Origin of the sequence: Streptomyces albidicamelliae, from assembly GCF_025642175.1 — a bacterium.
GTDB classification, from domain to species: Bacteria; Actinomycetota; Actinomycetes; order Streptomycetales; family Streptomycetaceae; genus Streptomyces; species Streptomyces albidocamelliae.
This window is the reverse complement of the sequence record NZ_CP106795.1, coordinates 4,750,839-4,768,620: the sequence shown is the minus strand read 5'-3', so window position 1 is coordinate 4,768,620 and position 17,782 is coordinate 4,750,839. Positions and strand designations below refer to the sequence as shown.

Here is a 17,782-nt window from a genome sequence, read left to right as displayed (position 1 = left end):
CGACCCTCGGGGGAGTTTCCGAACGGGCGTTCCCGTCTCTGCGCCACATATCTCTTGGAGTACCAGCCATGAGCAACGACAAGAAGATCGTCACCATGAAGGACCAGCACACGCCGGCCCCGCCCGCCCTGGACGAGCCGGTCACCACGATGGACCAGCACACCCCGGCCCCGCCCGCACTGGACGAGCCGGTCACCACGATGGACCAGCACACCCCGGCCCCGCCGGCCCTGGACCTCGATCGCAAGTAGACCACCACCCCGACGGGGATCGGCCGCGGCGGCGCGGAGGGGGAGCCGTCGCGGCCGTGGTGTGTCCGGAGGGTCCACCGCAGCGGCCTCAGCGTGCCGGTGGCCCGCTCCCCCGCAGCACCCCCTTCACCACCTTCCCGCTCGCGTTCCTCGGGAGTTCGGGGACGAACTCCACCGATCTCGGGACCTTGTAGTTCGCCATCTCCCGGCGGGACCAGGCGATCAGGTCGTCGGCGGTGAGGGAGGCGCCGGGGCTGCGGACCACGAAGGCCCTGCCGACCTCTCCGAGGCGGGCGTCCGGGACGCCGATCACCGCCACGTCGGCCACATCGGGGTGCTGGCCCAGCAGTTGCTCGATCTCGGCGGGGTAGGCGTTGAAGCCGCCGACGATGAACATGTCCTTGATGCGGTCGGTGATCCGCAGGTTGCCCCCGGCGTCGAGGACGCCGACGTCGCCCGTGCGCAGCCAGCCGTCGGCGGTGACCGCCTCCGCGGTGGCGGCCGGGTCGGCCCAGTAGCCGCGCATCACGTTGAAGCCGCGCACCAGCACCTCACCGGGCGTGCCGGGCGGCACCCGTCCGCCCGCGGCGTCGGCGACCCGAACCTCCGTGCCGGGGATCGCCCGGCCGGACGTCGAGGCGATCACCGACGGGTCGTCGCCGCGCCGGCACATCGTGACGATGCCGCTCGCCTCGGAGAGGCCGTAGGCGGTGAGGACCGTGCCGATGCCGAGTTCGCCGCGCAGGCGTTCCACCAGGCGGAGGGGGACCACGGCCGCTCCGGTGACGACCAGGCGGAGGGCCGAGAGGTCGTGGGCGTCGCGGGCCGGGTGGTCCAGGAGGGACTGGTGGAGGGTCGGCGGGCCCGGCAGGACCGATATCCGCTCCGCCGCGATGTTCGCCAGCGCCGTGTCCACGTTGAACACCGGCTGCGGGATCATCGCCGCCCCGCGCATCAGGCAGGCGATCACCCCTGCCTTGTAGCCGAAGGTGTGGAAGAAGGGGTTGACGATCAGATAGCGGTCGGTGGACCGCAGTCCGGCGAGGTCGGCCCAGATCTCGTACGCGCGCAGGGTCTGGGCGTGGGTGGTCATCGCCCCCTTGGGACGGCCCGTCGTACCGGAGGTGAAGACCATGTCGGACAGGTCCGAGCCGCTCAGCTCGGCTTCCCGCGCCCGCACTTCCGCCGCCGTCACCCCTTCACCCGCCGCCAGGAAGTCCTTCCAGGTGCGGAAGTCGGGCGGTGCGTCGTCGGAGAGGACCACCACCTGGTCGAGGTCCGGCAGGCCGGGCAGCGGGCCCCGGCCGTCGGGCACCCCCTCGCCGGCCGCCCGCCGCAGCGAGGCCACGTACGACGTGCCGAGGAACGTGCCCGTGACGAACAGCAGCCGGGTCCCGCTGCGGCGCAGGACGTCGGCGGCCTCGGCGCCCTTGAAGCGGGTGTTCAGCGGCACCAGCACCGCGCCCGCCGACACGGCGCCGAGGGCGGCGACGATCCAGTCGAGGGAGTTGGGCGCCCACACGGCCACCCGGTCGCCCCTGGCCACCCCGCAGGCCAGGCAGGCCGCCGCGGCGCGTTCGATCCGGGCGCCGAGTTCGGCGTACGTGGTCCTCGTCCGGCCCTCGACCACGGCCTCGGCGTCCGCGTACCGCTCGGCCGCGGACCGCACCAGTCGCGGGACGGTGCCCCAGTCACTCACAGCAGACCTCCCCGTGGTCGCGCACAGCTGACTGACCGTCAGATTAGCGGTAACCTGACGCACTGTCAGGAGAGGGGGCCTCGCATGGCAGGGACGGGACTCAAGGACGCCACGGCCGTCGTCGGCATAGGACAGACCGCATTCGCCAAGCACCTTCCGGAGGACGAGCGAACCCTCGCCTGCCGGGCCGTGCTCGCCGCGCTCGACGACGCCGGGATCGCACCCGGCGAGGTCGACGCCCTGGCCTCCTACACCATGGAGGAGACCGACGAGGTGGAGCTGGCGAAGGCGGTCGGCTTCGGCGATCTGACCTACTTCGGCAAGGTGGGGTACGGCGGCGGCGGCTCCTGCGCCACCGTCGCCCACCTCGCCGCCGCCATCGCCGCCGGGCAGGCCACGGTGGGCGTGGCGTGGCGGTCCCGCAAACGGGGCAGCGGACCCCGGCCCTGGACCAGTACGGCCGTCCAGCTGCCTACTCCCGGTCAGTGGACGCGGCCCTTCGGGCTGCTGCGGCCCGCGGACGAGATCGCCATGCTGGCCCGCCGGTACATGCACGAGTACGGCGCCACCCGCGACCATCTGTTCAACGTGGCCCTGGCCTGCCGCAACCGGGCCAACCAGAACCCGGCTGCCGTCATGTACGAACGGCCCCTGACCCGCGAGATGTACATGACGTCCCGGTGGATCAGCGAGCCGCTGTGCCTGTTCGACAACTGCCTGGAGACCGACGGTGCCCTCGCCTGCGTGGTGGTCTCCGCGGAGCGGGCGCGGGACTGCCGGCAGCGGCCGGTGTACGTGCACTCCGTCGCCCAGGGCCTGCCCGCCCAGCACCACGGCATGGTCAACTACTGGAACGACGACCCGCTCACCGGGCCCGCCTGGACCGCGGCCCGGCACCTGTGGAAGCAGGCGGACCTCACCCCGGACGACGTGGACGTGGCGCAGATCTACGACGCGTTCACCGCGCTGATCCCGCTCTCCCTGGAGGGCTACGGCTTCTGCGCACGCGGGGAGGGGGGCGCCTTCACCGAGCAGGGCGCCCTGGAGATCGGCGGGCGGCTGCCCGTGAACACCGGGGGCGGCGGGCTCAGCGAGGCCTACGTGCACGGCTTCAACCTCATCAACGAAGGGGTGAAGCAGCTGCGCGGCACCAGCACCGCGCAGGTCCCCGGCGCCGCCACCTGCCTGGTCACGGCGGGCGAGGGCGTCCCCACCTCCGCGCTTCTGCTGAGGAGTTGACCCGTCATGCTGAGTCCGGTCACCGACACCGACGGCGCCCCCTTCTGGGAGTACGCGGCCCGGGGCGAACTGCGCGTCCAGGCCTGCGCCGACTGCGGCGAGCTCCGGTTCCCGCCCCGGCCCTGCTGCCCCCACTGCCAGTCCTTCGCGAGCCAGTGGCGGCCGGTGTCGGGGCGCGGGCGGGTGTGGTCGTACGTCGTGCCGCACCCGCCGCTGCTGCCCGACTACGCGGCGCAGGCGCCGTACAACGTGGTCCTCGTGGAGCTGGAGGAGGCCCCGCGGATCCGGCTGGCCGGCAACCTGGTCACCGGGCCGGGGGCGCCGCTCGGCTCCCTCGACCCGGGCCGGATCCGGATCGGCGCCCGGGTGCAGGTGGTGTTCTCCGGCGGGCTGCCGCAGTGGGTGCTCGCGTGAACACCGTGCGCCTCGACGTCGACGAGGACACCGCGGTCGCCGTCGTCACCCTGGACCGGCCGGCGCGGCTGAACGCCGTCGACCTGGAGATGGTGGCGGAACTGGCCGGTGTGTGGCGGGCGTTGCGGTTCGACGACTCGGTGCGGGCGGTGGTGCTGACCGGGGCCGGGGAGCGGGCGTTCTGCACGGGCATCGACCGGGACGCGGTGGTGCCGCAGCCGTCGTCGCCGTACATGCAGGACGATCCGCTGCTGGGGCTGGGGCCGAAGGCGAACGGCCTGTGGAAGCCGGTCGTGGCCGCCGTGCGCGGGATGGCGTGCGGCGGCGCGTTCTACCTCCTCGGCGAGAGCGAGTTCGTCGTCGCCGACACCACGGCCACCTTCTTCGACCCGCACACGACGTACGGGATGGTCAGCGCCTACGAGTCGGTGCTCATGGCGCAGCGGATGCCGTACGGGGAGGTCGCGCGGATGGCGCTGATGGGGACGGCCGAGCGGATCTCCGCGCGGCGGGCCCACGAGATCGGGCTGGTCTCGCGGCTCACCGCGGAGGGCGAGGCCCTGGCCGAGGCGGTGCGCTGCGCCGCCGTCATCGCCTCCCACCCGCCCGAGGGGGTGCAGGGGACCGTGCGGGCGCTGTGGGCGGCCGGGGAGGCGGCGCGTGCGCAGGCGTTCGCGCAGGCGCCGCATCTCATCGCGCTGGGCAACCTGCCGGCCGAGCGGCAGGCCGAGCTGTTCGCCGCCCGCCGGCCCGGGTTCGAGGTGCGTTAGGAGCTGACGTCCGCCTCCGGTTCGGCCTCGCAGTGGTCGACCTTCAGCCGGAGGCGGTCGCCCACCGGCACCCGGGTGGTCGCCGTGCCCCTCGCGGGCACCTTGACCGTGTAGGAGGAGTTGTCGAGGATCTGGGTGCCCTGGTCGTCGTAGAAGAGGACGTGGGCCTGGAACTCGGCCGCGCGGCCGTTCGGGTTCGCGATCTCGACCGTCGCGTACGGCTTCTTCGCGGTCGCGCAGGCGACCAGCTTCGCCGTCCCGTCCTTCAGCGCCCGGCCGCTCGTCGCGGAGGAGGTGGCGGTGGCCCGGTGGGTGGGTCGCCGGTGGTAGGTCCTCCCGCCGGTGCTCCCGGTCGTCCCGGAGCCGCCCGTCGCGCTGCTGCCGCCGGTCGTACCGACGCCGCCGGTGCCGTAGCTGTCGTCGTCCGAGTCGTCGTACGTCCCGCCGCCCGAGGTGGACGAGGACGAGCTGTCGTGGTCCTGGTGGGAGCTGCTGCAACCGCCCCCACCGCTTCCGTGGCGGCCGTGGTGGCCCCGCGAGAATCCGCTGAGGCTGAGGACCAAGAGGGTCAGTACGGCCGTGTACCTGAGCGCGCGCGTCCGTGTTTGCAGGTGCATGCCAACACCATAGCCAGCGGCGGCCCGCCGTGTACCGCCTGGCGGGGAACGGTCACCCCAGGTAGCGTCGGCCCTGGGACGGCCGCCGTCCGGAGCCCTTCCGTGCGACCGGTACGGCGGCCGTCGCGCTCACCTCAGCCGGTCCGTGCCGTGCCCGTGCCCTTCTCCGCGTCCAGCGCGTAGACGCACCGGTCCTTGCTGCACGCGTACACCACACCGTCCTTGACCACCGGGGAGCCGGTGATCTCGCCGCCCGTCGCCAGCTTCCAGCGCAGCCGGCCGTCGTCGGCCTTCAGGGTGTACAGCAGGTGGTCGGTGGAGCCGAAGTGGATGCGGCCCTCGGCCACCGCCGGTGCGCCCACGACGTCGCCGCCGGCCTGGAAGCGCCACTTGGGCGTGCCGGTGACCGCGTCCAGGGTGTAGAGACCCTTGCCGCTGCCGACGTGCACGTGCCCGCCGGCGACCAGGACCGGTTCGACGGAGGAGCGGGACTCGGTGGCGATGCGCCAGCGGTCGCGGCCGTCGGTGGCGTCCAGGGCGTAGACCGTGCCGAGGTAGTCGGCGAGGTAGACCCCGCCGCCGGTGACGGCCGGGCCGGGGGCGAAGGCCGGCGGGCTGAGGAAGACCGCGGGGGCCTCGAAGTGCCAGCGCACCATGCCGCCGGCCGCCTCGATGGCGAGGACGCGGGTGCCGGCGGAGATGTAGACGTAACCGTCGTCGGCCGGGTTCAGGCGCACCGGGACCCCGCCGCAGGAGGCGGCGTCACCGATGGGGTACGACCAGCGCTCCTCGCCGGTGCGGGCCTCCAGGGCGCGCAGCCGGGCGTCCTGCCAGACGTAGACCGTGCCGTCGTGGACGAGCGGGCCGGCCTCGGGCGACTCGAAGTCGGTCTGGCAGCCGCTGATCTCCCACAGCTTCTGCCCGCCCGTGGCCTCCCAGGCCTGGACGCCGCCGCCGCGGGTGCCGGTGACGACCGTGCCGCGGTCCGCCGTCAGGGAGTACACCCAGGCGTCCGTGGACAGCCGCCACAGGTCGGTGCCCTCGCGGGCGTCCAGGGCGAACAGGGTGGGGCCGTCGGAGGCGTGGATACGGCCGTCCGCCACCGCCATCGACCAGGCCACGTCCCGCGTCTTGAAGCGGCGGCGGCCGGTGCCCACGTCCAGGGCGTGCACCTCGAAGGAGGTGACGTAGACGAGGTCGCCGTCGACCGCGGGGGTGCCCCAGACGTCGTTGGACATGCGGAACCGCCAGGGCCGCCAGCCGCTCGCCGTCTCCGGAGGCATGGGCGGGGCGGGCGGTACGGCGGGGTCGGCGCCGGCCACGCCGGGGCGCGGACGGGACCAGCTGGCGACCAGGCCGGCCTCGGGCGGGGGCGCCTTGACGGCGGCTGCGCGGGCGTCGGCGACCCGGGGGCCGGGGCCGATGGGCACCTTGGCGCCGGCCAGTTGCACCGGGCCGGTGCCGGGGGCGCCGACCGGCACGGGGGCCGGGCCCGGGGGTCGTACGGGGGCGGCGGGGGCACGGCCGCGCGGCCGCCGCTGCGGGGGCCGGGCGCGGTGGCCGGGGCGGGCTTGATCGCCGGGCGGCCGCCGCGGCGGGACTCGATGAGGCCGACGGCCTTCTCGGGCAGCCAGGCGGAAGCGGTGCCGCTGTCGTCGGAGCCGGAGCCGAAGAGGTGCGGGGCGAGCTGGGCCTGGAGGTCGGCGGGGTTGGGCCGGCCGGTGGCCTCCATCTGCATGCAGGACTCGATCAGGGGGCGCAGCTCGTCCGGCAGACCGGTGAGGTCCGGGCCCTCGCGGAGCAGCATGAAGACGGTCTCGACCGGATTGGCGCCGTGGAAGGGCGGGTGGCCGGTGGCGGCGAAGACCAGCATCGAGCCCAGCGAGAAGACGTCGCTGGCGCCGGTGACGCTGCGGGAGTCCTTGGCCTGCTCGGGGGACATGTAGGCGGGGGTGCCGACGGCGACGTTCGTCATGGTCAGACGGGTGTTGGAGACCCCGGAGGCGATGCCGAAGTCGATCACCCGGGGGCCGTCCTCGACGACGAGCACGTTGGACGGCTTGAGGTCGCGGTGCACCAGTCCGGCGCCGTGGATGGACTGCAGGGCCTCCGCGACGCCCGCCGCGAGCCAGCGCACGGCCTGGGCCGGGAGGGGCCCGCACTCGTTCACTATCTCCTCGAGCGAGGGCGCGGGCACGTAGGCGGTGGCCAGCCAGGGCACGGCGGCGCGCGGGTCGGCGTCCACGACGGCCGCCGTGTAGAACCCGGAGACCGCGCGGGCCGCCTCCACCTCACGGGTGAAGCGCACCCGGAACAGCTGGTCCTCGGCCAGTTCGGTGCGCACCGTCTTGATCGCCACGCGCCGGCCGGACGCCGAGCGCGCGAGATAGACCAGCCCCATGCCGCCGGCACCCAGCCGGCCCAGCACCTCGAACGGCCCGATCCGCCGCGGATCGTGCTGTGTCAGCTGATCCACCACTTGCCTGCCACCTCCCCGTACGAGCCGCGCCACCCACATATGTACGCGACCGAAGTGCAGCGTCTCACCACCGCACCGCCTCGGCGGCACGCACCCCGATTCTTCCTGTCCGGGCCCCTGGTTGCGAACCCGGTGACAATTCGGGGTGTCTTCCGTCAAAGCGGGCGTTTCACCGCTGGAGCAGCGCGAAGGACGCTCCCTGATTGTCGGTGACGACGGCCACACGTCCGTACGACGTCTCGAAGGGTGGCGCCTGCACCCGCCCGCCCAGCCGTACGACCGTCCCGAGCGCGCCGTCCAGGTCCGTGACCCGGAAGTGGGTGACGAAGTGCGGGGGCATCTCGGCGGCGAAGACCTCGGTGACGTCGGCGCGGCCGAAGTCGGGCTGGGCGCCACCGCCGAACAGGGCCTCGTGGAAGAGGTCGCCGTAGAAGGTGTTGGCGGCGGCGGTGTCGCGGGTGTAGAGCTCGGCCCAGACGAACGTGCCGGGCTCGCGCCGCCGGCCGAAGCCGGGGTGGGTGCCGGGCTGCCAGAGTCCGAAGATCGCGCCCTCCGGGTCGGCGGCGAGCGCGGCGACGCCGAGGTCGCCCACCGGGAACGGCGCCATGACCACCTGCCCGCCGGCCGCCGTGATCCTGCGGCCGAGGGCCGTCGCGTCCGAGGTCGCGAAGGAGACCGTCCAGACGGTGGGCATACGGCCGTCCCGCTTGGGGGCCAGCGAGGCGACGAGGTCGCCGGCCAGCCGGGCCCACACGGAGGAGCCGTACGCCTCCTCGAAGGACCACCCGAAGAGCTCACCGTAGAAGCGCTTGCCCGCCTCCACGTCGGGCAGCTCGGCGTTCACCCAGCAGGGGACGCCCTCGGGGTACGCCTCTTCGTGCACGGATGCCCTGTTTTCGGCCATGCCGTCAAAGTAACCGGGTCGCGCGCACCGCGCAGACCAGGCACACCACCCCCAGAGCACCCGTGCACCCCATTTGCAGTCGGCCGAATCGCGCTCCGATCACCCCTCGGTAAGCTGACGGCATGACAGGACAAGTGCGTACCGTCGACGGCCGCGTGGCCGGCCGGCGTGGGCAGGCGACCCGGCAGAAGCTGCTCGACTGCCTCAGCGAGATGCTCAGCTCCTCCCCCTACCGGGATGTCAAGGTCATCGATGTCGCCCGGAAGGCGGGGACTTCGCCCGCGACCTTCTACCAGTACTTCCCGGACGTCGAAGGCGCCGTCCTGGAGATCGCCGAGCAAATGGCGGCCGAGGGCGCCGGGTTGACCGAACTGCTCGAAGGGCGCACCTGGGCCGGCAAGGCGGGGTGGGCGACCGCGCAGGAACTCGTCGACGGCTTCCTGGAGTTCTGGCGCAAGAACGACGCGATCCTGCGCGTGGTCGACCTCGGCGCGGCCGAGGGGGACAAACGGTTCTACAAGCTCCGTATGAAGATCCTGAACTCGGTCAACAACTCCCTCGCGGACTCCATCACGGAGCTGCAGGCCAAGGGCAGGGTCGACAAGGACGTGAACCCGGCGGCGGTGGCCGGTTCGCTGGTCGCGATGCTCGCGGCGGTGGCCTCCCACCAGAAGGGCTTCTCGTCCTGGGGCGTGAAGCAGGCCGAACTCAAGCCGAACCTGGCGCTGTTGGTGCACCTGGGCGTGACGGGCAAGAAGCCCACGCGGTAGCGCACCCCTTTCCTTTTTCCGGCGCCGAGTCCTGTCTCGCGGGCGGTGGTCCACATGACGTGGGCCGCCGCCCGCCGTGCTGCCGGGGTCAGGCCGGCAGCGGCCGGTCCTGGACCACGTGCTTCATCACCAGGGTCGACGTCAGGCGCTGCACCCCCGGCAGGGTCGCGAGCCGCTCGTCGTACAGCCGCTGGAAGGCCGCGAGGTCGGCGGTGGCCACCCGGAGCAGGTAGTCGGGTTCGCCGAACAGCCGCTGGGCGTCCAGCACATGATCCAGTTCGCTGACGGCCCGCTCGAACTCGGCGACCGTGTCCCGGTCCTCCTGCCGCATGGACACGAAGACCAGCGCCTCGAAGGTCAGCCCGAGCGCCGCCGCGTCCACGACCGCCCGGTAGCCCTGGATGGCGCCGGAGCGCTCCAGCTCGCGCAGCCGCCGGTGGCAGGGCGAGACGCTCAGGCGCACGCGGGCGGCCAGCTCGGTCACGGTCAGCCGCCCGTCCTGCTGCAGCTCGGCAAGGATTTTGCGGTCTACGTCGTCCATGAGACAGATATTTGCCCAGATTCCGCGATCATGGGCAAACTTCAGGAACACTTTCGGGCCAATCGCGCCTAATGTCCCCGGCATGGACTCGGGACTGCTCTTCTCCTTCCTCGCCGTCGACCTGCTGCTGGTGTGCGTGCCGGGCGCCGACTGGGCGTACGTCATCGCGACCGCCCTGCGCGGCAGCTCGGTGGTGCGCGCGGTGGCGGGCCTGGTCTGCGGGTACGCCCTGCACACCGTCCTGGCGACGGCGGGCCTGGCGGTGCTGGTGGCGGGCTCGCCGCGGCTGCTGACGGCCCTGACGGTGGCGGGGGCGGGGTACCTGCTGTGGCTGGGCTGGTCGGTGCTGCGCCGGCCGGCCGTCCCCGGGGCGGCGGAGGCGCCCGCGCCCGCCGGCCGGCTCTTCCTCCGCGGCGCGACGATCAGCGGGGCGAACCCCAAGGGCCTGCTGCTCTACCTCTCCGTGCTCCCCCAGTTCCTCACCGTCGACGGCACGCATCTGCCCGTGGCCGCGCAGACCGCGGCGCTGGGCCTGCTGCACATGGCGTGCTGCGCGGCCGTCTACCTCGCCGTCGGCGTCCTCGCCCGCGCCCTGCTGGCCGCCCGTCCGGCGGCGGCCCGCGCGGTGACCCGCACCTCGGGCGCGGCGATGCTGGGCATCGGCGCGTTCCTGCTGGTGGAGCGGCTGGCGACGCTCTAGCCGTACGGCCCGCCGGGAGCGCCGGCCCGCCCTTCAGGGCGCCGCGGTGAGCCGGAAGAGCCGGATCTCCCTGGTCACCCGGGCCTGGTAGGTGGCGTACGGCGGCCAGAACGCCAGCAGGGACCGCCAGGCCGCCGCGCGCTCCTCCCCGGTGAGCAGCCGGGCGGTGACCGGGACGTCCCGGCCCTCGACGTTGATCGAGGCGTCCGGGTGCGCGAGGAGGTTGTGGGTCCAGGCGGGGTGGCCGGTCCGGCCGAAGTTGGAGCCCACGAGGAGCCAGCCGCGGCCGTCCTCCTGCGGCATGCACGCGAGCGGGGTCCGGCGGGGCAGCCCGCTGCGGGCGCCGGTGGAGGTCAGGATCACGCCGGGCAGCAGCTGGGCGCTGAGCAGCACCCGCCCCCGGGTGAGCCGGTGCACCCCGCGGTCAAGGGCCGGGATCACATGGGGTGCGACCCTGGCGAACAGGCGGGTCGACGACACCTTCTGCACGAGCCGGACACCGGCGGCGCGGACCATCAGACCGCCACCTCCCCGCGCGCGAAGAGCCCGGCGGTCTCGGCGGCCCGGTCGCGCAGCCGGTGCACGGGCCCGAAGAGCAGCTCGTCGCCGGCCGCCCGTTTGAAGTACAGGTGGGCGTCGTGCTCCCACGTGAAACCGATCCCGCCATGCAGCTGGATGCCCTCGGCGGCGGCCGCCCGCAGTGCCTCCAGCGCCTGGGCGAGCGCGAGCCGGCCCGCCTCCTCGCCGTGGGCGGCGGCCCAGGCGGCGTAGCAGGCGGCGGACCGCGCGGCCTGCACCGCCACGTACACGTCCGCCAGCCGGTGCTTGACAGCCTGGAAGGAGCCGACGGGCCGCCCGAACTGCACCCGCTGCCCGACGTACTCGACCGTACGCTCCAGAGCCCGGCCGGCCGCCCCGGCGGCCTCGGCGGCGAGCACGGCGGCGACCGCGTCCCCGAGCGCGGCGAGCGCCGGCAGGACGTCGGCGTCGTCGTCGCCCAGCAACTCGGCGGGCACATCGCGCAGTTGCACCTGCCCCTGCGGCCGGGTGGCGTCCAGGGCGGTCTGCCGGGTCCGTACGAGTCCCGCGGCGTCCCCGGCCACCAGGAACAGCCGCGTCCGGGACCGGGCGAAGCCGCCGGTGTGCGCGGCGACCAGCAGCAGTCCGGCGCTGTGCCCGTCCAGCACCTGGTCGGCCTGTCCGTACAGGGCCCACCCGTCGGGGGTCCGCCGGGCCTGCACCCCGCCGGCCCGTCCCCGCCCGCGCGGTAGCCGTCGTTCCGGCCGGTCAGGGCGAGGGCGGCGGCGAGGTCCGGCCCGGGGACGGCGAGGGCGGCGGTGAGGCCGCCCGCGGCCAGCCGGGGCAGCAGGCCGGCCCGCTGGTCCTCCGTGCCCAGGGCGAGGATCAGCGGGGCGGCGAGGACGGACGTGGCGAGCAGCGGCGAGGGGGCGAGGGCGCGTCCCGTCTCCTCGCAGGCGAGGACCAGTTCGGTGACCGAGCAGCCGACGCCGCCGTACCGATCGGGCAGGGCGAGGCCCGGCAGTCCGAGCCGGTCGGCGAGGGCCGACCACAGGAGGGGGTCGTACCCGGCCGGGGTGTCCACGGCCGCCCGGAGCTCCCGCGGGCCGCAGCGTCGGTGCAGCAGTTCGCGCAGGGTTCGGCGGATCTCGTCCTGCTCTGCGGTGAGGCGCGTGTCCATGGCTGATCCCTCCGGACCGTATCTGACGGTGCGTCATGTTAGGTCGCCACCGCGGGGATGCCCAGAGACGCGACCCTGCCGCCCGCACCGGTATCTGATGTACCGTCAGATTCATGACGCCAGGGACCAGGAAAGTCGCCGTGGTGGGTGCGGCCCTCGCCGACTGCGGCCGCGTGGACGACGCGACCCCGTACACCCTGCACGCCCAGGCGGCCCGCCGCGCCCTCGCGGACGCCGGTCTGGACCGCGCCCGGGTGGACGGCTTCGCCTCGGCGGGACTGGGCACGCTGGCCCCGGTGGAGGTCGCCGAGTACCTGGGCCTGCGGCCGACCTGGGTGGACTCCACCTCCGTCGGCGGCTCGACCTGGGAGGTCATGGCGGCCCACGCGGCGGACGCGATAGCGGTGGGCCACGCGAACGCCGTCCTGCTGGTCTACGGCTCGACGGCGCGCGCGGACATCAGGGCGGGCCGCAGAACCGGCGACCTGTCCTTCGGTGCCCGCGGCCCGCTGCAGTTCGAGGTGCCCTACGGCCACACCCTGATCGCCAAGTACGCGATGGCGGCCCGGCGCCACATGATCGAGTACGGCACGACGATCGAGCAGCTGGCGCAGGTCGCGGTGCAGGCACGGGCGAACGCCGCCCTCAACCCGGAGGCGATGTTCCGGGACCCGGTCACCGTCGACGAGGTGGCGGCCGGCCCGCTGATCGCGGACCCCTTCACCAAGCTGCACTGCTGTCTGCGCTCGGACGGCGGCGCGGCGGTGCTGCTGGCGGCCGAGGAGTACGTACGGGACTGCCGTACGGCCCCCGTCTGGGTCCTCGGCACCGGTGAGCACGTCTCCCACGCCACCATGTCCGAGTGGCCGGACTTCACCGTCTCCCCGGCCGCGGTGAGCGGCGCCCTGGCCTTCGAGCGCGCCGGTGTCCGCCCGTCCGAGATCGACTTCGCCGAGATCTACGACGCCTTCACCTACATGACCCTGGTGACCCTGGAGGACCTGGGCTTCTGCGCCAAGGGCGAGGGCGGCGCGTTCGTGGAGAAGGGCCGCCTGCTGGTGCGGGGCGGGGACCTGCCGGTGAACACGGACGGGGGCGGCCTCTCGGCCCAGCACCCCGGTATGCGGGGGCTGTTCCTGCTGGTGGAGGCGGTACGGCAGCTGCGCGGGGAAGCCGGGGAGCGGCAGGTGCGGACGCGGGACGGGCTGCCGCCGCGGCTCGGGGTGGCGTCGGGGACCGGAGGCTGGTTCTGCTCCTCGGGGACGGTGGTGCTGGGCCGGGAGTGAGCGCCGGCCCGCACCGACATGTCCCGCACCGGCCCGCCGAGCGGCCTGAGCCGTGCGCGCCCCGGCCGAGCGCGACCGCCCCGCCGGGCGATACTCGCCCCATGGCACACGAGGATCTCCACGAACTGCTCCGGACGCAGCGGGTCTGGGCCCCCGGGACGACGCAGCTGCGGCCCTTCGACCCGGCCACCGCTCCTCCCACACCGCTGACGTTGTTCACGCACTGGTTCGCGGAGGCGGTCGCGGCGGGGCAGCCCGAGCCGCACACGATGTCGCTGGCCACGGTGGACGAGGACGGGAAACCGGACGTCCGGATCGTGATGCTGCACGGCGCGGACGTCGACGGCTGGTCCTTCGCCACGCACGCCACCAGCCGGAAGGGCCGGGCCCTGCGCGCCCACCCGGACGCCGCCCTGGCCTTCTACTGGCCGGTGCTCGGGCGCCAGGTGCGGGTGCGCGGGGCGGTCACCCAGGCGCCGTCCGAGGAGAGCCAGGCCGACCTGCACGCACGGACCACCGGGGCGCTGGCCGCCGCGCTCACCGGCCGGCAGAGCGAGGAGCTGGACTCGCTGGAGGAGCTCGGCCGGGCGTCGGAGGCGGCCTGGGAGAAGGCCCGCGAGAACCCGTCGGAGCCCTCCCCGACCTGGACCCTGTACCGGCTGCGCCCCGAGACGGTGGAGTTCTTCCAGGGCGACGCGGACAGGCGGCACGTACGGCTGGAGTACCGGAGCACCGGGTTCGGCTGGAGCAGGGTGCTGCTGTGGCCGTGAGCCGGCCGACGCGGGCGGGTCCCGGCCGGCTCCAGGGCCCGTCCGGCACCAGGGCGCGCAGGACGGCCGTCAGCCGGGGCGGCTCGACGGGGTCCGGCGGCCGGCCCGGCTCGGACCACGCGGCCCACGCGCGGGTGTCCGGGTTCGCCCGCTCGTCGGGGAGCTGGCAGGTCCGCACCACCGGTGGCCGTACGGTGCCGAACCGCGCGAGGAAGAACCGCTCCGTCCCGACGTGCCGTCCGCCGTTCCCCCACAGGTCCCGGTCGACCGGCACCGAGTGGTCGAGGACCGCGGCCGGGTCGAGTCCGGTCTCCTCGGCCGGCTCGCCCCGCGCCGTCTCCAGCGGTGTCTCGCCGGGCTCGATGCCGTCGCCGGGCGGCTCCCGGAGCCACGATCCGTCGAACGGGTCGCGCCGGCGCAGGAGCAGCAGGCGGACGGCGGGGTCCAGGCAGACGACCCGTGCGGCGGGCTGGTGTGAGGTCTCCACCGGCCCGACGCCATGCGCTCCGCGGCCCGCTGCCGAGACCGTCCGCGTGAACCCGGCGCGAGGCCGCCTCCGCCGGCGGCGTCAGCCGCCGAACCGCCACACCGCGAAGTCCGCGACCGGCCGGTACCCGATCCGCTGGTAGAGGGCGTTGCTCGTCGGGTTTGCCAGGTCCGTGTAGAGGAGGATCTCCGGTACGCCGGAGTCCCGCGCGGCCCGGCTCACCTCCGCCGTGGCCGCGCCCGCGTAGCCGCGTCCGCGCAGGGCGGCCGGGGTGTAGACGGGGGCGATCCGGACCTGCCCGGCGATCTCCGGGGTCGCTCCGGCCAGCGAGACCGGGGTGCCGTCCGGTGTCTCCCACAGGGTGGCCCCACCGCCGGCGACACGGGCGTCGGCCCACTCGGCGGGGTCCTGCGGCTCCGCTCCCACCGCGTCCGTGAACTCCCCGTACCAGCGGATCAGCAGGTCGCGGTCCGCCGGGCCCGCGATCCGCGCCCGGCCTTCCGGCGCCGGGGTGGGAACGGTCAACTCGTCCAGCCGGTACAGCCGTTGCCGCTGGTGGACGACGGCCTCGGCGCCGGTGCGCCGCTGCCAGGCCGCCGCGAGGGCCGCCGCCGTGTCCCGTTCGCCGGAGACCCCCGGCACCGGGTGCCCGGCGTCCGCCAGCCGGGCCGCCAGGGCGCCCGCCCCGTCCGGGGTGAGCGGGGTGACGTGGAGGGGGAAGGGCGGTGTGTGCAGCAGCACGGCCCTTACCCCGTCCGCCGTCTCCAGCACGCCGAACAGGGGCGGTTCGCCGCCGTAGACGTGCGGGCCGCGGCGGCGGAGCGCGTCCGTCACCGTCAGCGGAACCGTGTGCAGGGCCGGCTCGGAGCGCAGGAAGTCGCCCGCCCGGTCGAGGAGTTCGTCCAGGTCTTCGGTCAGGTGCCAGTCGTCGGGGTGCATCCGGTCATGATCGGCTCTCACCCTCCGGTCCGAACACCGGATTTCCCTCGCGGAACGTCACGCGCAGCGGCATTCCGGCCGCCAGTTCCGCCTCGGCGCACTCCACCAGCTGCGTCATCATCCTCGGCCCCTCCGCCAGGTCGACCACGGCCGCCGTGTACGGGGTGCGTTCGCCGAAGGGAGGCAGGTCGTTGCGGTGGACCGTGGACCAGGTGTAGAGGGTGGCCCGGCCGCTCGCCTCCTCCCACCCGACCCGCTCGCTCCAGCAGTACGGGCAGAACTCGCGGGGGTAGTGGTGGGCCCGGCCGCAGTCCGCGCAGCGCCGGATCAGCAGCCGGCCCTCGGCCGCCGCCGCCCAGTAGAGGCGCGTGAAGGCGTCGGGCTCGGGAAGGTCGTAGCGCGCCGCGCCCATCAGAACCAGCCCAGCCAGGCGTCCACCGACCAGGTCTGCCAGGCCATCCCGAAGAAGCCGGCCAGTGAGATCAGCGCCATCATCGAGTTCTGGCCCTGCTCCGCCCAGTCGTGGATCATGAGGACGAAGTAGATCGCGTTCAGCAGGAGGCCGCCGAGCAGGGCGACGGGGGTCAGGAATCCGGCGATCAGGCCGAGGCCGAGGGACAGTTCGGCGTAGGCCACGACGTACGCCATGAGTTTCGGGTGCGGTTTGACCACCGTGTCGAAGCCCGCCCGGACCAGGGCCCAGCGGTGCTTCGCCGCCACGTCCGCCGCCCACGCGATGCCGCTCCCACGCTCGAACCAGGCCCTCTTGTCCTTGTGCCGCCAGCTCTCCAGCCACCACAGGCCGAGGCCGATACGCAGCACCGCCAGCCACTGAGCGCCGTCCAGCCATATCGAGTCCATGGATCTGACGGTACGTCAGATAGGGCACCTTGCCGAGCCCTCCGCCGGGGGTTCGTGTGGGCTGCGTCACGAGCGGCGGTCACATCTCCACACACGTGATCAATCCGCAACCAATTCCGGTCTTGACCGAGACCCATCAAGCGGACGTGTGATTACGCTCCCGCTCATGGCAGCCTCCCGTCCCGCTCCCGCACACCTCTCCCCGACCCCGGCGGACCGCCCGGTCTACGTCATAGGCGCCGGTCCGGGCGGCCTGGCCGCCGCGTACGCGCTGCGGGCCCGGGGCATACGGGCGGTGGTGCTGGAGAAGGCCGACCGGGTGGGCGCCTCCTGGCGCGGGCACTACGACCGGCTGCATCTGCACACCACCCGCCGGCTGTCCGGACTGCCGGGCCTGGCGATGCCCCGCCGGTTCGGGCGCTGGGTCTCCCGCGACAACGTGGTGCGGTACCTGGAGAAGTACGCCGAGCACCATGAGCTGGAGATCGTCACCGGCGTCGAGGTGCACCGCGTGGAGCGGAGCGGGGACGGCACGGGCTGGCTGCTGCACGCCTCCGGCGGACGGGAACTGACCGGCAGCGCCGTCGTCGTCGCCACCGGCTTCAACCACACCCCGCGCATCCCGGACTGGCCCGGGCGGGAGGGGTACGACGGCGACTTCCGGCACGCCGGCGAGTACCGCGACGCCGAGCCGTACGCCGGCCGTGACGTGCTCGTCGTCGGTGTCGGCAACACCGGCGCCGAGATCGCCGTGGACCTGGCGGAGGGCGGGGCCGCCCGGGTGCGGCTGGCGGTGCGCACCGCTCCGCACATCCTGCGCCGGTCGACCCTCGGGTGGGCCGCCCAGTACACCGGTGTGCTGGTGCGGCGGCTGCCGGTGGGGCTCGTCGACCGGCTCGCGGGCCCGGTGGGCCGCATGAGCACCCCCGACCTGTCCGCGCAGGGGCTGCCCCGCCCGGACACCGGTCTCTACACCCGGGTGAAGCAGGGTGCCATCCCGGTGCAGGACGTCGGCCTGATCGACGCCGTGCGCCGGGGGAAGGTGGAGGTGGTGGCCGCCGTCGAGGCCTTCGAGGACGGCAAGGTGGTCCTCGCCGACGGCAGCCGCCTCTCGCCGGACGCGGTGATCGCGGCCACCGGGTACACGCGGGCCCTGGACGGGCTCGTCGGGCACCTGGGCGTACTGGACGAGCGCGGCAGGCCGGTGGTGCACGGCGGGCGCACACCGGAACAGGCCGCCGGGCTGTATTTCACCGGTTTCACCAACCCCATCAGCGGAATGTTCCGGGAGATGGCCCTCGACGCCGGACGGATCGCCAAGTCGGTGGCGAAGTCGCTGAGGTAGCCGCCGGGCAA

At 74.0% G+C, this 17,782-nt stretch carries 17 protein-coding genes and 3 pseudogenes; 9 read left to right on the top strand and 11 right to left on the bottom strand.

The window, feature by feature from the left end; all coding sequences use genetic code 11:
- Nucleotides 1-68: 68 nt before the first annotated feature.
- Complete coding sequence (locus N8I86_RS21995) at nucleotides 69-251, top strand: sigma-like protein (RefSeq protein ID WP_073888337.1); 183 nt, start codon at nucleotides 69-71, stop codon at nucleotides 249-251.
- Between the two features lie 88 nt (nucleotides 252-339).
- Here N8I86_RS21995 and N8I86_RS21990 read toward each other — a convergent pair whose 3' ends face one another.
- A complete protein-coding gene (locus N8I86_RS21990) occupies nucleotides 340-1,950 on the bottom strand; it encodes a FadD3 family acyl-CoA ligase (protein WP_241840726.1) in 1,611 nt (536 codons plus the stop codon).
- A gap of 84 nt (nucleotides 1,951-2,034) precedes the next feature.
- Between N8I86_RS21990 and N8I86_RS21985 the strand changes: the two genes are divergently transcribed.
- From N8I86_RS21985 to N8I86_RS21975, 3 genes are read left to right on the top strand one after another with little or no spacing between them, the layout of a single operon-like run.
- Nucleotides 2,035-3,189 carry a lipid-transfer protein gene (locus tag N8I86_RS21985; RefSeq protein ID WP_073888334.1) on the top strand — a complete coding sequence of 385 codons (1,155 nt, stop codon included), beginning with the start codon at nucleotides 2,035-2,037 and terminating at the stop codon, nucleotides 3,187-3,189.
- A gap of 6 nt (nucleotides 3,190-3,195) precedes the next feature.
- A complete protein-coding gene (locus tag N8I86_RS21980) occupies nucleotides 3,196-3,603 on the top strand; it encodes a Zn-ribbon domain-containing OB-fold protein (RefSeq protein WP_073888332.1) in 408 nt (135 codons plus the stop codon).
- Nucleotides 3,600-4,373, top strand: coding sequence for an enoyl-CoA hydratase/isomerase family protein (locus tag N8I86_RS21975; RefSeq protein WP_073888330.1), 774 nt, complete (start codon nucleotides 3,600-3,602; stop codon nucleotides 4,371-4,373). The genes N8I86_RS21980 and N8I86_RS21975 overlap by 4 nt, the downstream gene beginning before the upstream one ends.
- On the opposite strand, the gene N8I86_RS21970 is transcribed toward N8I86_RS21975, so the two are convergent.
- The 3 genes and pseudogenes from N8I86_RS21970 to N8I86_RS21960 form a co-directional block, all read right to left on the bottom strand.
- On the bottom strand, nucleotides 4,370-4,990 hold the full coding sequence (locus N8I86_RS21970) for a hypothetical protein (protein ID WP_263278511.1): 621 nt from the start codon (nucleotides 4,988-4,990) through the stop codon (nucleotides 4,370-4,372). The two genes, N8I86_RS21975 and N8I86_RS21970, sit on opposite strands and share 4 nt — an antisense overlap.
- 134 nt (nucleotides 4,991-5,124) lie before the next feature.
- Nucleotides 5,125-7,469 (bottom strand): annotated as a pseudogene (locus N8I86_RS21965) (outer membrane protein assembly factor BamB family protein).
- Nucleotides 7,470-7,638: 169 nt separating this feature from the next.
- Complete coding sequence (locus N8I86_RS21960) at nucleotides 7,639-8,373, bottom strand: VOC family protein (protein WP_185091286.1); 735 nt, start codon at nucleotides 8,371-8,373, stop codon at nucleotides 7,639-7,641.
- Nucleotides 8,374-8,507: 134 nt separating this feature from the next.
- On the opposite strand from N8I86_RS21960, the gene N8I86_RS21955 reads away from it, so the two are divergent.
- On the top strand, nucleotides 8,508-9,143 hold the full coding sequence (locus N8I86_RS21955) for a TetR family transcriptional regulator (protein ID WP_073888325.1): 636 nt from the start codon (nucleotides 8,508-8,510) through the stop codon (nucleotides 9,141-9,143).
- 88 nt (nucleotides 9,144-9,231) lie between these two features.
- On the opposite strand, the gene N8I86_RS21950 is transcribed toward N8I86_RS21955, so the two are convergent.
- On the bottom strand, nucleotides 9,232-9,684 hold the full coding sequence (locus N8I86_RS21950; RefSeq protein WP_073888324.1) for an Lrp/AsnC family transcriptional regulator: 453 nt from the start codon (nucleotides 9,682-9,684) through the stop codon (nucleotides 9,232-9,234).
- Nucleotides 9,685-9,766: 82 nt separating this feature from the next.
- Here N8I86_RS21950 and N8I86_RS21945 point away from each other — a divergent pair, with 82 nt between their 5' ends.
- A complete protein-coding gene (locus tag N8I86_RS21945) occupies nucleotides 9,767-10,384 on the top strand; it encodes a LysE family translocator (protein WP_073888322.1) in 618 nt (205 codons plus the stop codon).
- A 33-nt stretch (nucleotides 10,385-10,417) separates the two neighbouring features.
- Here the strand turns inward: N8I86_RS21945 and N8I86_RS21940 are convergent, their stop codons facing one another.
- Nucleotides 10,418-10,900, bottom strand: a complete 483-nt coding sequence (locus N8I86_RS21940) for a nitroreductase family deazaflavin-dependent oxidoreductase (protein ID WP_263278510.1) — start codon at nucleotides 10,898-10,900, stop codon at nucleotides 10,418-10,420.
- Nucleotides 10,900-12,083, bottom strand: a pseudogene (locus N8I86_RS21935) (acyl-CoA dehydrogenase family protein). The gene N8I86_RS21940 and the pseudogene N8I86_RS21935 overlap by 1 nt, the downstream one beginning before the upstream one ends.
- Nucleotides 12,084-12,196: 113 nt before the next feature.
- Between N8I86_RS21935 and N8I86_RS21930 the strand changes: the two are divergent.
- Both N8I86_RS21930 and N8I86_RS21925 read left to right on the top strand, forming a co-directional pair.
- Nucleotides 12,197-13,369 carry a thiolase C-terminal domain-containing protein gene (locus N8I86_RS21930; protein ID WP_073888303.1) on the top strand — a complete coding sequence of 391 codons (1,173 nt, stop codon included), beginning with the start codon at nucleotides 12,197-12,199 and terminating at the stop codon, nucleotides 13,367-13,369.
- Nucleotides 13,370-13,470: 101 nt separating this feature from the next.
- Entirely contained in the window at nucleotides 13,471-14,139 is a 669-nt protein-coding gene (locus N8I86_RS21925) for a pyridoxine/pyridoxamine 5'-phosphate oxidase (RefSeq protein ID WP_073888302.1), read from the top strand.
- 289 nt (nucleotides 14,140-14,428) lie between these two features.
- Here N8I86_RS21925 and N8I86_RS21920 read toward each other — a convergent pair.
- The 4 genes and pseudogenes from N8I86_RS21920 to N8I86_RS21905 all read right to left on the bottom strand — a co-directional run.
- Nucleotides 14,429-14,626, bottom strand: a pseudogene (locus N8I86_RS21920) (NUDIX domain-containing protein); the annotation flags it as partial.
- Between the two features lie 81 nt (nucleotides 14,627-14,707).
- Entirely contained in the window at nucleotides 14,708-15,565 is an 858-nt protein-coding gene (locus N8I86_RS21915; protein ID WP_263278509.1) for a GNAT family N-acetyltransferase, read from the bottom strand.
- 4 nt (nucleotides 15,566-15,569) lie between these two features.
- Entirely contained in the window at nucleotides 15,570-15,977 is a 408-nt protein-coding gene (locus tag N8I86_RS21910) for a Zn-ribbon domain-containing OB-fold protein (RefSeq protein WP_263278508.1), read from the bottom strand.
- Complete coding sequence (locus N8I86_RS21905; RefSeq protein WP_263278507.1) at nucleotides 15,977-16,426, bottom strand: DoxX family protein; 450 nt, start codon at nucleotides 16,424-16,426, stop codon at nucleotides 15,977-15,979. The genes N8I86_RS21910 and N8I86_RS21905 overlap by 1 nt, the downstream gene beginning before the upstream one ends.
- Before the next feature lie 166 nt (nucleotides 16,427-16,592).
- On the opposite strand from N8I86_RS21905, the gene N8I86_RS21900 reads away from it, so the two are divergent.
- Nucleotides 16,593-17,771 carry a flavin-containing monooxygenase gene (locus N8I86_RS21900; protein ID WP_073888298.1) on the top strand — a complete coding sequence of 393 codons (1,179 nt, stop codon included), beginning with the start codon at nucleotides 16,593-16,595 and terminating at the stop codon, nucleotides 17,769-17,771.
- Nucleotides 17,772-17,782: the final 11 nt, after the last annotated feature.

Coding starts and splice junctions, on each gene's coding strand:
- N8I86_RS21995 (WP_073888337.1), top strand. CDS start 69: ATGAGCAACGACAAGAAGATCGTCACCATGAAGGACCAGCACACGCCG.
- N8I86_RS21985 (WP_073888334.1), top strand. CDS start 2,035: ATGGCAGGGACGGGACTCAAGGACGCCACGGCCGTCGTCGGCATAGGA.
- N8I86_RS21980 (WP_073888332.1), top strand. CDS start 3,196: ATGCTGAGTCCGGTCACCGACACCGACGGCGCCCCCTTCTGGGAGTAC.
- N8I86_RS21970 (WP_263278511.1), bottom strand. CDS start 4,990: ATGCACCTGCAAACACGGACGCGCGCGCTCAGGTACACGGCCGTACTG.
- N8I86_RS21960 (WP_185091286.1), bottom strand. CDS start 8,373: ATGGCCGAAAACAGGGCATCCGTGCACGAAGAGGCGTACCCCGAGGGC.
- N8I86_RS21950 (WP_073888324.1), bottom strand. CDS start 9,684: ATGGACGACGTAGACCGCAAAATCCTTGCCGAGCTGCAGCAGGACGGG.
- N8I86_RS21945 (WP_073888322.1), top strand. CDS start 9,767: ATGGACTCGGGACTGCTCTTCTCCTTCCTCGCCGTCGACCTGCTGCTG.
- N8I86_RS21940 (WP_263278510.1), bottom strand. CDS start 10,900: ATGGTCCGCGCCGCCGGTGTCCGGCTCGTGCAGAAGGTGTCGTCGACC.
- N8I86_RS21930 (WP_073888303.1), top strand. CDS start 12,197: ATGACGCCAGGGACCAGGAAAGTCGCCGTGGTGGGTGCGGCCCTCGCC.
- N8I86_RS21925 (WP_073888302.1), top strand. CDS start 13,471: ATGGCACACGAGGATCTCCACGAACTGCTCCGGACGCAGCGGGTCTGG.
- N8I86_RS21915 (WP_263278509.1), bottom strand. CDS start 15,565: ATGCACCCCGACGACTGGCACCTGACCGAAGACCTGGACGAACTCCTC.
- N8I86_RS21910 (WP_263278508.1), bottom strand. CDS start 15,977: ATGGGCGCGGCGCGCTACGACCTTCCCGAGCCCGACGCCTTCACGCGC.
- N8I86_RS21905 (WP_263278507.1), bottom strand. CDS start 16,426: ATGGACTCGATATGGCTGGACGGCGCTCAGTGGCTGGCGGTGCTGCGT.
- N8I86_RS21900 (WP_073888298.1), top strand. CDS start 16,593: ATGGCAGCCTCCCGTCCCGCTCCCGCACACCTCTCCCCGACCCCGGCG.